This window comes from Streptomyces sp. NPDC015125 (assembly GCF_043080045.1).
Taxonomy (GTDB): Bacteria; Actinomycetota; Actinomycetes; order Streptomycetales; family Streptomycetaceae; genus Streptomyces.
This window is the reverse complement of record NZ_JBIBVF010000002.1, coordinates 280521-294579: the sequence shown is the minus strand read 5'-3', so window position 1 is coordinate 294579 and position 14059 is coordinate 280521. Positions and strand designations below refer to the sequence as shown.

Here is a 14059-nt window from a genome sequence, read left to right as displayed (position 1 = left end):
CATGACCTCAGTCGCAGACGGCATCCCAAGTATCGACCGGCAATTATGCCGGTCTCTAAGTCATAACCTTTTTCCTTCGATTCATTGCAGTAGACGTGGTTGCGAGTTGGTAGCTCTGCCAGGCTTCCCTCAGAGCGTGTGGAGCGAAGCACGGGTCAGGTTCCTGCTCTATGACCGTCTGTCCTGACATGGCGGCAGGTGACAGATACTAAGGGTCAATAACTCTGCATCAACTGTCCTTTGCCCATGTGTCCAGTTACCTGCTGAGGACTGGCCCGTTCCGGGTGAAGACGCTCAAGGTATGGCGGCTGAGCCTCAAAGAACTCGGCCTGGTCACGTGGTGAGCAGCAAGTCGCGCAGTTCCAGGAACTGATCAGGCCTCGTCCGCCGTAGACCGCTGCGGGGGAGGGAGCTGCCCGGACCGTGACACAACGCCAGCGCGTCCAGGACCACGGCCGTCTCCAGCAGATCCTCCCGGCACTCCAACGCCGCGCTGCGCACCAGGGAGTCGACCAGGTCCTGCTGACCGGCGCCGTGCGCGGCCGCCAGGCCCCGGCGGTCCGTGATGTACCCCCGTCGGTGTCCCACCCACGCGCGACCTCAACGGAGCCGACCATGAACACCGCCGCTGCCGTCCACGATCTTTGCTGGCGCCAGGCCGTTTGGGAGGCAGCGCTGTACTGGTGGATTCGCAGCCGGTCCCGGCGACGAACTCGCCGCCCACCTATTGGCACTCCACCACGCCGCGGTCGGCCTCTGGCCCGGCGCACGTCTATGGCGCGCGATTCTCGGATGATGCGATTCGCACTCGACCAGCACCTGCCCAGCTACCAGCGAGACGGCGACAACATCACCCGCGCGTGGATGGTCGGTATGGACCCGCATCTCGACGAGCAGTCCCCGATCCAGGCCATCGCCGCCGGCCAGACGGACGCGGTCCTGGCCGCTGCCCGCGGTGAGCGAGACGGCCAGCACGCCAACTAACCCCCGGCCCGAACCTCGCCCCCGGCTGCGTCAACCCGCCCGGCTCGACCAGCGAACGCCTGCCCGCCCAGATCCTCGCCGTGATCGACGTGCCGCCTACCTATCCACCGCATGCGACACCGCACTCCGCATCGAGCCAGCCGACGTTCCCGACGCCATGGGCTGGGCGCGAAGGCTGCACGCCTGCTGCAGGCTGACGAATAAGTCAGCCAGGCCCGACAGCCGATTGCCGCGGGGCGGCCGCCCCAGACACAGCAAGATCCGGACCACTTCCGGTCCAACCACTCCGACGAGCTGTCCACAGCCGCTATGTGTGCAGGCCAGCGCTGCGTTGCCTGTGTACCACCAGCAGACGAAGAACTTGCTGGTCTCGTACTCACCGAAGAAGCTGGGATTCTTCTAAGGGCACGAAGAAAGGCGCCTGACCTGCTCTTCACCCGTCAGGCGCCTTTCCGGCGCACTTACCAGGCAGGTGCCGCACCCTGGCCGACGCGGCCCCACTCCTGCAGGGACTGCTCGATGAGACGACTGGCCTGCTTCCGCACGCCGTCCAGATGGCGCCAGGTGCGAACCGTGTCTGGAGCGATCCCGAGACGACGCGACACCTCCATGATCGAGTGCCCCGCGGCGCACACCAGCACGATTCGCGACCGCAGAGCCAACGCCTGCGCGGACGAGCGCCGACGCCTGGAGCTGAGGGTCCTCGTGCAGTTCTTCGGGTCCCGCAGTGACAGTGGATCTTTACACCGGTCGACGACTGTCTTGCTGGGAGCACCAGCTCTGGGGCGGACCGGGTACGAGCCGAAACCTCTTGCGGCGCCCGCCGTTGGAGGGAGACGTTGTCAAGGTCGCGGATCTGGTCCGGTTGCTGGCTGATTCATCGAAGCCGGGGGCTATGTCGCTATGCAGCACTTAAGTTCCCGTTGTGCCATGGCTGGTGAGGCTGTGGATCTGGGCTGGCAGTGAGGGAGCCGAAGTGGTGGACGGCGTGAGGCTGGAACGGTGTCGTAGCAGGCGGCAGGGGAGTCCGGGCCCATGGGCCGGGAGGATTCCGGCTGCCGAACCGGCCGGAGGCGGTGTTTTATGCCGCTGACGGTCGACGCATTGAAGGAACGTCTGCGAGCGGGCTCCGGCGGCACCGTGACCGTAGCCGCCGGCGAACTGGGCGTCCCGGATGTCACGGAAATGTGGACGGCCCATCTGCCCGGTGCTTCCCTGGTCGTCGACGGTGCGTCCTGCGATATCGATGCGCTGACCGTCTCGGGGACGACCGCGCTGGCGGCGGGGTCCGGTCTGGCGGTGACGGCACGTTTCACCGCCTCGGGAGACGCCCTGACAGGGGCCGACGTGGAGATCCGGCTGGCCGACTGGCACGTGCGGACCCAGACGGTGGACCGTGATTACGGTGAGCTGGCCGACGACGGGTTCGCCGCGCCGCGTCTGGTCCTGGACGGTGCCGGGGCCGGGCTCGTCTGCACCGCGGGTGATGCGGCCGCCGGGCTCGGTGGCCCGTCGGCGACGTTCGACCTGCGGTCGGATCTCAAGGACGACATCACCGACGTGATCGAGGGCGTCGTCCCCGAGACGAAGCTGTTGTTGAGCGAGGCCGCCGAGGCCTTGGGATTCCCCTCGGTGAAGGACGCGGTCGGCTACGCGCTGAAGAGCATCTGGTACAAGCACTATCGCGGCGACGGAAAGCCGTATGTGCTGTCGGGCGATGTGGACCTGACCGACGTCCCGGTCGTGGACAAGGTGCGCTGGGTGCTGATCTCCTCGAAGGAGGAGAAGAAGCGGTCGTATTTCGGCGTCGTCGAGGTCCAATTCTCCTTCGACACCTCCGACATCCCGGTGCTGTCCGGCCTGATCCCCGCTGACAACAAAATGGCGGCCAAGAGCCTGACCCTGATGTTCACCACCGCCTCGTTGTCGAGGCAGCAGGCCGGGGAGCTGAACACCCTGCTCGACCAGGCCGGTCATGATGTCCCGGCCTTCCCCGTGGACGGCCTGAAGAAGGGCGTCAGCCTCGGCTTCGACTACGAACTGGGCGGCCAGGAACGGCCGGTGGCGGTGGTGTGGCTCGCCGGCAAGTCCACCGGCGGCTGGTCGCCTCCCGACGAGCTGTCCTCCACCGCGAAGGACGACGGCGGCGGCGGCACGGATGACGGCGCCGCTCCCGCGCGCAGCGGACCGGTGCGGCTGAAGGTGCCGACACTGGGCTACGAGCACGGCAAGGCGCTGATCAAGATCGCTCTGCAGGTCGAACTCAAGGGCCTGGTGGTGGACGTCAAGTTCGCCCTCGGCGTCCCCCTCGCGGCGATCAAGGACGTCGGTCTGGAGATGGCCGGGATCGGCTTCAGCCTGGACCGCGACCCGGTCAAGGTGACCGGCGCGGCGGCCTACGAGGCGGCCGACGAGGACTATGTGTTCCGGCTGGAGGGCCTGGGCACGGTGACGACGCCCCTCCTGGCGGCCGGGATCGCCGGCGGGTACGCCCAGCGCCAGGACGGCCCCCCGTCGGTCTTCCTGTTCGGCAGCGTCGGCGCCGCGAGCAAGGAGGGCGGATTTGGACCACCGCCGTTCAGGGTCAAGGGGGCCTACCTCGGCGGCGGCTACAACAGCGCGGTGCGGGTGCCCAAGGCCGATGAGGTGTACCGCTTCCCCCTGGTCGCAGGTCTCGACAACCCGGATGTGGTCGGCGGCAAGGACGTCGGGCCCCTGCACGTGCTCTCCGTGCTCGCCGAGGGGGACGACGCCTGGGTGACGCCGTCGCTCGGTGAGAACTGGTTCGCGTTCGGCCTGCGGTTCACCACGTTCGAGATCTTCGAGACGACGGCCCTGGCGCTGGCCGAGTTCGGCCAGGACCTGGTGATCTCGCTGCTGGGGATCACCACCGCCGAGTTCCCGCCCGACGACGACTCCCCCTGGGCCCGGGTGCAGGTCCAGACCGAGGCTCTCTACCAACAGTCCGAGGGTCTGCTGTCCCTGACCGCCCAGCTCACCCCGCACTCGTACCTGATGGACCCGGCCTGCGTACTGACCGGCGGACTGGCCGCCTGTGTCTGGGTCGGCGGCAGCCACGAGGGCGAGTTCGTGATCAGCCTGGGCGGCTACCACCCCGGCTTCCAGGTGCCCGACCACTACCCGGTCGTGCCGCGGCTCGGCTTCGACTGGGGGATCACGCCGCAGCTGAACGCCCGGGGAGAGGCGTACTTCGCACTGACCCCGCACGCGATCATGGCCGGTGGTGCCCTCGCGCTGACCTTCCACGACGGAGCGCTCAAGGCATGGCTCACCGCGCACCTCGATGTGCTGATCGAGTGGGACCCGTTCTGGTTCGAGGCGGACCTCGGCGTCACCATCGGGGTCTCGGCGACCATCGACGTGTGGTTCGTGCACGTCACGGTGAGCGTCGAGCTGGGCGTGGACCTGTCCCTGTGGGGGCCGCCGATCGGTGGCGAGGCCACGATCCACCTGTGGTTCGTCTCCTTCGGCATCTCCTTCGGCGCGGACCGGGGCGACCGGCCGGCGGTGGACTGGACCCAGTTCCAGAGCAAGCTCCCGCCCAGCGAGGAGATTCACCAGATCCGCCCGCAGAAGGGCCTCCAGCCGGAGCGGGAGAGCACCGACCTGATCCGGGCCGCCCAGGGGCCCGACCCCTGGGTCGTGTCCACCCACGGGTTCAGCTTCACCGCCCAGACCGCGGTCCCCGCCTCCCAGGTGCTCCTGGGTGACCGCGAGATCGCACACCGGTCCGACGGAGTGAATATCCGCCCCATGGACCGCAGGGGGCTCACCTCCACCCAGACCGTGAAGGTGACCAGCGGCGGACAGCCGGTCGATGTGAGCGGCTGGCAGGCCGAGGAAGTCGCCGGCGACGTGCCCCAGTCGCTGTGGGGCGACACCCCCGGTACCTCCATGAGCGGCACCGGCATGGTCAACGACCGGCTCACCGGACTCCGCATCACCGTGCCCGCACCGCACATGACCGACGAATTCCAGGTCGCACCCGGCCTGTTGAGCATCGACCCGCTCCCCGACGGGGCCATGCCGCTGTCGCAGGACGCCGGCCCCCTCGGCCCGGTGCCACGGTCCGAGAAGCAATCCGTGGCGGTGATCGCCTCGGGTATCGCCTCCGGCCCGGCCGCCGACGCCCGCACCGCCCTCTACGCCGCCCTCGACGCCGCGGGCCTGGCACCGGGGAACAACGACCCGCTGTCCGCCTACGCCGGTCTGGTCACCCACGACCTCGCCGCCGCCCCGCTGCTCGCCACCACCTCGGGATCGTGAGATGACCAGGAACACGCTCCGGCAATCCAGCCCGACCGGCTACCGCTTCCACGCCGCCATGATTCCCCAACTGGAGGCGGGCACCTACGAGATCGAGGTCAGCCAGAAACTGGAGGGTGTCGCCACCGGCGACTTCTTCGACCGGCCCACCCTCCGCACCGTGGACGTCCGCGCCCCGCGCTTCACCCTCGCCGCGGACGCGGTGCACGCGGCCTACCCGCCGCCCGACGCGGCGGGCCCCTTCGACCAACTGCTGCCGCACATCACCCTCGACCGCGCACCCCTGCCCTGGGAACGGGTCCTCGGTCCGGACGACGTCGGCGTGCCCTGGCTCGCGGTCCTGCTGTTCGCCGCCGGGGAACTGCCCGACGACCCGGAGTCGGCGGGAGCGACCCGGTCGAGCACCGTCGCCGAGCTGCTCACCCCCGCCGCCGATGTGCTCACTCCGGCCATCGACCCCGCCGAGGTATCCGCCGACCTGCTCCAGGCGACCTGCCAGAGCGTCGACGTCCCCGCCGACGTCTTCACCGCCCTCGCGCCCGGCCTGCCGGAGCTGTCGCACCTGGCACACGTGCGCCGGGGCGAGGACCAGGAGACGGCCGTCCGCGCCACCCGCCCCTCGCTGCGCGACGACGGGCCGCCGGACGACGACGATCCCGAGTTGCACTCCGTCGTGGTCGGCAACCGCTTCCCGAGCGTGGGCGGCGGCCAGTACGTCGCTCACCTGGTGTCCCTGGACGGCTTCCGCCCGTACGTGGCCGGGGACACCACGCCCGACCGCCCTCTGCGCTTGGTCTCCCTCTACTCCTGGTCCTTCCAGTCCCTCCCCGACAGGGCCGCGCACTTCGGGCCCCTCGTGGAGAACCTGTCCGCCCCCGGTGCGGCGGACCCCGCCAACCTCTCCCTGCGGATCCCGCCGGGCGACACCACGGGCGAGTCCCGCGACCGCCTCACCGACGGCTACACCCCGCTGAGTTACCGGCTGTCCTCGGGCGAGCAGACCTTCGCCTGGTACCGGGGACCCTTCAGCCCCGTCGTCCCCCAGCCCCTCCCCGACACGGTCACGCACTCCGCTTCCGCCGACGCCCGCCTGATCTACCTGCCCGAACACGGCATCTTCGACGCGAGCTACGCCGCCGCCTGGACCCTGGGCCGCACGATCGCACTCGCCGACGCGGGCTTCGCCCCCGCCCTGATCCACTGGCGGCGCACCGCAGGCCGCCTCGCGGGCCGGCTGACCGGTACCCGGCGCGGCCGCGCGGGACGCTCCCGCGCCTGGCACACCCCCGAACCCCAGGCCGTGCTGCGCCCCCGCCCCGCAGGCCGCCGCTTCGAGGAGCTGGTATCCGGCGGGCTGGGCGACCGGCTGACCCGGGCACTGGCCGAACCGGGCGGGCGCGCTCCGCGTCGGGCGACGCCCCTCGATACCCGCTCGCCCGCCGCTGTGTTGCGCGCACACCTCGCCGACCCGGACGTCCGCACGGCACTGCGCGACGCCACGGCCGCCGAGGCCGAACCCGTACGGGCCTGGCTGAAGACGCTGGCCCTGCTCCACCCCGTGCCGTTCGACCACCTCGTGCCGAACGAGGCCCTGCTCCCCGCGGAGAGCCTGCGCTTCTTCTACGTCGACCGGGCCTGGCAGACGGCCCTGATCGACGGCGCGATCAGCGTCGGCATCGCCACCAGCCTCGACGCCGACCTCACCGCCCTCTTGCACGACGCGCTCGACGACGTCCCCGCCCGGATGTCCGGCTTCCTCGTACGCTCCCAACTGGCCGCCTCCTGGCCCGCGCTGCGCATGACGGTCCGCGGCGACGGCACGCCCCTGACCGCGCTGCGCGCCGACACCCTGGCGACCGACGTGCTGCTGTTCCTCTTCGACGGTGTCCTGGACGAGCTCGTGATCGCCGAACCACCGCAGGGACTCCATTTCGGCTACGAGGACGGCGAACTCGTCCAGTGCCGCGACCTGACCGATACGCCCGGCAAGCCCCTGCCGGACGTGATCCTGGACAACGTCACCGGCCACCTGCGGTCGGCCGGCACCCGCGTCCTGGACGTGACCTCGCTGACCGGCGCCCTCGCCGACAAGCTGGCCGGGCACCTGCCCGACGGCGGACTGAGCCCCTCCGGCCTGGCCATCCAACTGGTCAAGGCCGCCCAGCAGATCACCTTCCGCCGAGCGTGAGGACCCCGCCCATGACCGCCCCTTTGATCGTTCCCGTCGAGGTCGAGGCACTGGTCGTCAACGACCGGGTCCGCACCACCGTGCCCTTCCAGCGCTGGACCGGCGACTTCAAACTGCTCAAGGACAACCTCAGCCCCGAGCCCGCCCCGTTCTCCGACATCCAGTCCATGAACGACCCGTCCGCCAACGGCGTCTACCTCCACTGGCAGCTGCCCCAGGCGCTCACCCACGGGCGCCACGACCAGACCGCGGGTTCCACCACGTTCCCGCTCGTCCCCAACCGCTGGCTGGTGGTCCGATACGCCGGACCCGGCGAGGCGCGGGCCGCCGCGGCCTGGGTCGTGGAGAGCGACTTCGTGCCCGACCCGGACGCGGGAGAGGTGGGCACCTCGGCCTTCCTGCACCCCTACAAGGACAAGCTCTCCGGCATCCACATCGGGCGCAAGGTGACGGCCGGCTCCTGGCAGGAGGGCGAGCCCCGCGGCCCGCTCTTCCTCACCGCCGCCGGGGCCGGCCTGATCACGCTGACCGTCTACCAGCCGTACAACGAGAACGTCTTCTCCCTGCACGACCCCCTCGACGGCGTCGCCGACGCCGAGACCCTGAGCTATCAGGTGATCGGCTGGTACTCGGCGCCCGACGCCGACCCCCTGGCCGGCGGCACCGATCTCGCGGAACTGAGCTGGGTCCCGGCCGCTTCCGGCGGCGACGCGCCCACCCGCTCGCTCTACAGCGGCACCGCCCTCGGCCTGGCCTGGGACCGCACCGGCGACGTGCCCGAATCGGACCGCCCGTCCGGCGACCTGCAGATCGACGTCGCCGTCGGCAACAGCTCCGTCGACGCCCTGACCGCCCTGGTGGAGGCCCGGACCGGCGACACCGAGGCCGCCGCCCTGCTGGACGCCCTCCAGTACGGCCTCCTCGACACCCCCTCGGCGGAGGGCTCGGAATCCGTGGACCAGGCCGTACACCGTGCCTGGTTCGGTTCCGACCACGGCGGCTACACCTGGGAGATCGCCGAAACGCCCACGGCGCCCCCCGCGACGGGCTCCACCCCCGACTGGCTCACCACACTGGTCGACGACCAAGCAGCACACGACGACCTCGTACGCCAACTGGCCGACCAGCGCTGGCGCCTGTATTCCCTGTGGTGGATCTCCCACCTCGACCTCCCCGACCAGTACGACGCCGACGACTTCACCGCCCAGCTCGACCCCGACGGCGACCACACCCTCGCCCGCCGGATCCGCGACCTCACCGCCGACCTCACCGCCCGCCGCACCCCCGGTGGCACCCACCCGCACGGCATCCCCTGGGGCACGACCCAGGACGAACTGACCGCCGCCGTGACCGCGTACGCCACGGCGCACGGACTGCCCGACGGCATACGACTGCGCCGCGTGCCGCTCCCGGAGTTCCACCGGGCCAACGACCCGGTCGTGCTGCTCAACGGCGTCAAGTCCCCCACCCCACCCGACCTTTCCGCGCCGCTGCCCGTCCGGCGCCCCGCAGACCTCGTCAGCGGCATCGATCTCGGCTCGGGCCTCACCCCGGCCCCGGGCACCGTGCCCGGCCCCGCCGTGGCGGCCTTCCCGGAACCGGACGCCGTCACCGGGCTGTTCCACGAGTTCTGGCTCCTGGACCAAGCCCTGCTCGCCGGCACGCTGACGGCCGCGGCCACCGACCCGGCCACCAAGGTGCAGGGCATCCTGCCCGCCCGCGGCACCGACCCCTGGCGGCAGCCGTGGCAGCCGCTGTACATGGTCTACGAGCTGTGCTACTACCCCGTCCCCTACCGGACCGGCGACCAGCAGCACTGGGACTTCGACGGCACCTCCTACGACTGGAACGGCACCGGCCGCGCTGCGGACGCCGGATACCAGGTCTTCTCCGGGCGGATCCTCCTCACCCCGCACGCGGGCTTCAACCTCGCCTCCCGGCTGCGCCAGTACATCGACACCCACCCCGACGCCGACACCGGCGAACTCACGGCACTGGCCGACGCCATCGCCGGATGGGACCTGCTCAGCCAGGGCATCGACGGACTCAACTCCCGCATCGCCCAGCGCGACCCGTCCCCCAACGTCCACCCCTCGGCCAAGGATCCCGACCAGCAGGCCCTGGCCGGACTCGTCGGCGGACGCTTCCACCAGGTCCCCATGATGGGACCCGATGTCACCTCCAAGCACCACTGGCCCGACTCCACCTTCCCCCAGGTACGCGCCGGGCAGTTCAGCTTCATGCGGCTGTCCGTCGTGGACCGCTTCGGGCAGTCGGTCAACCCGGTCGACAAGGACAACTTCACCCAGCGCGAACTCGTCCTGCCCGACGACCTCAAGCCGAAGATCACCGTCGAGGACCTGCAGCCGGCCCGGTTCGTGGAACTGCCGCCCCGCCTGCACCCCGCCACCCGGCTGCGGTTCGACTACGTCGATGCGCACACGGACGACACGGCCATCGACCTCGACACGGACCACGACCCCGTCTGCGCCTGGCTGCTGCCCGACCACCTCGACGGCGGCCTCGCCTGCTACGACCCCGCCGGCCGCGCGCTCGGCGAGATCCGGATGACGGTGGACACCACCGGCACCGCGCAGCCGACGTGGGAAGCCGCCCCCGACTCCCGCTACCCGGACGTCGACAGCCTGCGCCCCGACTTCCCGCACCTGGCCGACTTCCTCACCGGACTCATCGCCGCCGGAGCGGACGCGCTCCCCGGCACGATGCAGGCCATCGACGAGACCCTGTGGACGGTCAACCCGCTCGGAGACTGGGACGACACCACCATGACCGTCCTCGCCGGACGGCCGCTGGCCCTCGTACGGGCCCGGCTGCGCCTCGAACCGGACGGCCCGCCGCTGTTCGACCCGAGCTGGGAACACTGGCAGTACGAGCTCGACCCGAAGTCCACCGAGCCCCGGCCCGGGTACCTCGACTACCCCTGGCAGGTCCGGCTGGGTGCGCTGGAGGAACTCTCCGACGGCCTGGTCGGCTACTTCCACGGCACGGACTACACCACCCTGCACACGGTCCACCTGCCCGAAGGCGCACCGCCCTATCTCACCGCGATCGGCCCGGGCTTCCCCGTCTCCCTGTCCGGCCTCTCCGGCGACGCCTACGTCACCATGATCGTGGACCCGCGGGCGGCCGTGCACGCGGTCAGCGACGTCCTGCCCGCCTCCGTTCTGGTCCTGCCCGCCAAACATGTGGACCGGGCCCTCCGCGCCCTTCAGGTCTCCTTCCGCGTGGGCCCGCTGCCCGCTGTCCCCACGGCGCTCACCGGTCCCGACGGCACCCCGGTCACCGGCCTGGCCGTCCCACGACCGGCAACCCGCACCGGCACATGGGAACTCGCCGAACCCACCGCCGGCGACGGCTGGATCCACACCCCGCTCGGCGCGGCCGACCCCGCAGCCGGCCTCCCCCGCACCCCGCCCGCCCTGCACACCGGCCGCATGCGACGCACCGAGACTCCCTGACCCCGAGAGTGAGGCCCGAACAACCGTGTTCACCCGCACCCAGCTCGACTCCAGCCAGCTGCTCGACTACCTGGTGACCACCAACCCGGCACCGCTCCAGATCACCCCCGCCGGCGTGACCGCCGAACCGTCCACGCTCACGGTCCTGGTCTCCAACTCCGACAGCGACCCGGTGTACGTCTCCGAACTCCGCTTCCACCTGCCCGCAGGGGCCGGTGCCTCGGAACTCACGGAGCACCTGGACGCCGTGCACTGCAATGTCGTCCCGGGCTCGGACTGGACGGTCAGTTTCGACCCGAACAACGACGCCTTCGTCGCCATCCCCTCGGGCGACAGCGACACAGTGAAGATCGGCGGCACCGGATACGCCTTCGAGTTCAGCAATATCGCGGTCAACTCCCAGGTGGGAGTGGTACCGATGACGATCACGGAGGACGCTGACGACAAGCCCCGCGCGACCGGCCCCGGGAAGAAGCCGACCGCTACCGTCTACCTGGGCAAAGCGCCCTACCTCTTCCACTTCGACGACCTGATCCCGCAGATCCTCGAAGGAGACACCCCGCGATCCGCCATCGACAACGGCGACACCGTCACCTTCACCTGGCGCGGCGCGCAGGGCGCCGGGTACACGATGATGTGGGACAACCAGACCGCGGACGTCACCAACCGGCGCAGCTGGACCTCACCGACACTGACCCACGACACCACCTTCTACCTCAAGGCCGGCATCACCAGTGACGGCCACTCCGTCAACCACTACCTCAGCCAGAGCATCACGGTGCTCAAGCCCGATGTCGAGGTGGGGACGCTGACCGTGGACGGTCAGCTGACGGCGGGAGCCAACGTCGCCGTGAGCGGCGAACTCCACTTCGGCGACTGGAAGATCTACGCGAACCGCATGCCGAACCTGAAGATCAGGTATGGGGACACCGAGATGTTCGACGTCGAGCACGACACCAGGAAATTCACCGTCTACGGTCCGGCGGAACTCCAGGACAAGGCTACGGTGAGCGGGAATGTGAAGGCCGGCGGTGAGCTCCACTTCGGCGGCGACTGGAAGATCTGCGCGGACGACAGCTCGAACCTGAATGTCAGGTATGGGGATACCGACATGTTCGACGTCGAGCACGACACCAAGAAATTCACCATCCAAGGGGACGCCCTTCTCAATGGCGCTCTCACGGCGAACAGTGACGTCAGAGTCAATGGGGAGTTCAGCCTGTACGGCGCTACCGACATGCTGGGCAACCACACCTCACACTCGTACGGCGCCTCGACTAACTTCAGCCTCACGGCACCGACCGACGGTCTACTGACAGCCGTTCTCGTCATCAAGGACAACACGGACCACGACGACAACATCGGATATCTTGCGCGTCTGTACCTCACGATCGGCTCGAATGATTTCTGGATCGACGCGCCGCTTCTGCGGCAGTCCGGGAAGGCCGGGCAGCGTCATCCCATGAGTTTTCTCGTGCGAAAAGGCCAGACGATCTCCGGCTACGTCAGGGACGTCGACCACGACGTGGACCTGAGCAAGGTGAGTACGTCGCTCGACTGGTACCCCATCGGACCCTCCGTCGACTTGAAGGGCTGACGACCCGAGCGGTTGTCGAGCCGGCGCCGGGGGCTGTCCGTTTTCTGGGCGGGCAGCCCCCGGGCGGGTGGTCGGGTCAGTCGAGGGTGCCTTCGGTTTCGGTGGGCCCGTAGGCGGGCTTGCCGGGGTAGGTGACCTTGTAGGGGCCGGCCAGGCGGCTGGTGTCGATGCCGCGGGTGTCGGGGTCCAGGGGCAGGAGCAGTTCGGCGGTGTGGTTCACGCGGCCGTCGGTGTCGGTGGTGGCGGTGCCCAGGTCCAGGCCGCCGGCGGAGGTGAAGCGCAGCTGCGCGCCGCTGACCGGGGCGCCGCCGGTGGTGGTCAGACGGGCGGTCAGGCCCTCGACGCGGAGGGGAACCAGGGTGCGGGCGGTGCCGGTCTCCAGGCGGGTGGACTGCGGGCGCAGGGGTGCGGCGGTGGTGATGGCGACGGCCTCACCGGGCAGTTCGTCGGAGTACGCCTTGCTGTCCGTATCGATGCCGGCGGTCACCGCCTTGCGGTGTGCGGTGCACACGACCGTGCCGTCCGGGGAGAGGGCCACCGGGACCAGGTTCTGCCTGCCGGCGGGCGCCTGGACGAAGTCGGCCACCCCTTCGCGTGACGCGGTGTCCACCATTGCTCCCCGGTCATCGTCGGAGCCCGGGTCCGTCACGAAGAGCCGCTTGCCGTCCGGGCTCAGTGCTTCCTGCCCCCATTCGGGCCAGCCCTCCAGCGTGTGAGCCACCGTGAGCGCGGAGGCGTCCAGCAGGTACAGCGCCTTGCCGGGGGCGGCCGCGTACAGGCGGTTGCCGTCCGGGGAGACCAGCACCGACCCGACCTCGGACAGCTCCGTGTTCGACGTCGACTCACCGGTGCCGAGGTCGAAGCGGACGATACGGTCGCGGCCGACGGCGTAGAGGAAGCGGCTGTCGGCAGAGACCGCCACGCTGTAGAACTGGGAACTTCCACCGGAGGTGAAGGTGCGCTGAACGGTGCGGGTGGCCGTGTCGACCTCGGCCACGCCTTCGTCGTTCGCGACGTACAGACACTTGCCGTCCGGGGCGATGGCCAGGGCCCCGGGGTCGCCGCCGGGGACATCGATGGACGCCGTAACCGCGAGCGTGTCCAGGTCGATGACGCGGACCTCGGCCTGGTCGTCCACCAGCGCGTACAGCAGCGTCGCCCCGGGGGCGGCGACGAGACCGCCCACCTTCGGCGATCCCAGAGAAACCGTCGCATGGATCTGTCCGGTGGCCGGATCGATGGCCGAGACCCCGTTCCCGTTCGCTCCCTTACCGGTGTGGGCGACGTAGAAGAAGTACGTGCTCATGGCGTAGGCCATCCCCTTCGCATACACGGCGCCGCGGGCAGGCTACCCGGGGCATCCACGCCCCGAACCTACGAACCTTGATCGCCCCGCAGAAAGCCGGAAACCGGCCGAAACCGTAGAACAGGATGGCATTCCGCGCTGTTAGCGTCAGCGCGCTGCTGGTGCTCCAGGTACTGCTCAAGGCAGGCATCGCCTTCGCGACGAATTCCCGCCAGATC

Annotated in this window: 8 protein-coding genes; 5 read left to right on the top strand and 3 right to left on the bottom strand. The window is 69.8% G+C overall.

What is annotated here, in order from left to right:
* Positions 1-333 precede the first annotated feature (333 nt).
* Positions 334-588 carry a hypothetical protein gene (locus ACF088_RS06275; protein ID WP_392374232.1) on the bottom strand — a complete coding sequence of 85 codons (255 nt, stop codon included), beginning with the start codon at positions 586-588 and terminating at the stop codon, positions 334-336.
* 207 nt (positions 589-795) lie between these two features.
* Between ACF088_RS06275 and ACF088_RS06270 the strand changes: the two genes are divergently transcribed.
* Positions 796-984 carry a hypothetical protein gene (locus ACF088_RS06270; RefSeq protein WP_355786829.1) on the top strand — a complete coding sequence of 63 codons (189 nt, stop codon included), beginning with the start codon at positions 796-798 and terminating at the stop codon, positions 982-984.
* A gap of 461 nt (positions 985-1445) precedes the next feature.
* Here the strand turns inward: ACF088_RS06270 and ACF088_RS06265 are convergent, their stop codons facing one another.
* Complete coding sequence (locus tag ACF088_RS06265) at positions 1446-1646, bottom strand: helix-turn-helix domain-containing protein (protein ID WP_392374231.1); 201 nt, start codon at positions 1644-1646, stop codon at positions 1446-1448.
* Between the two features lie 421 nt (positions 1647-2067).
* Between ACF088_RS06265 and ACF088_RS06260 the strand changes: the two genes are divergently transcribed.
* Genes ACF088_RS06260 through ACF088_RS06245 form a run of 4 tightly spaced genes read left to right on the top strand, consistent with a single transcriptional unit; the run spans position 2068 to position 12535 of the window.
* A complete protein-coding gene (locus ACF088_RS06260) occupies positions 2068-5271 on the top strand; it encodes a DUF6603 domain-containing protein (RefSeq protein WP_392374230.1) in 3204 nt (1067 codons plus the stop codon).
* A 1-nt stretch (position 5272) separates the two neighbouring features.
* On the top strand, positions 5273-7459 hold the full coding sequence (locus tag ACF088_RS06255; RefSeq protein ID WP_392374229.1) for a hypothetical protein: 2187 nt from the start codon (positions 5273-5275) through the stop codon (positions 7457-7459).
* An 11-nt stretch (positions 7460-7470) separates the two neighbouring features.
* Positions 7471-10938: a hypothetical protein gene (locus ACF088_RS06250; protein WP_392374228.1), complete on the top strand. Its 3468-nt coding sequence runs from the start codon at positions 7471-7473 to the stop codon at positions 10936-10938.
* A 25-nt stretch (positions 10939-10963) separates the two neighbouring features.
* Complete coding sequence (locus ACF088_RS06245; protein ID WP_392374227.1) at positions 10964-12535, top strand: hypothetical protein; 1572 nt, start codon at positions 10964-10966, stop codon at positions 12533-12535.
* Positions 12536-12611: 76 nt separating this feature from the next.
* Here ACF088_RS06245 and ACF088_RS06240 read toward each other — a convergent pair whose 3' ends face one another.
* Positions 12612-13841: a WD40 repeat domain-containing protein gene (locus ACF088_RS06240; protein ID WP_392374226.1), complete on the bottom strand. Its 1230-nt coding sequence runs from the start codon at positions 13839-13841 to the stop codon at positions 12612-12614.
* Positions 13842-14059: the final 218 nt, after the last annotated feature.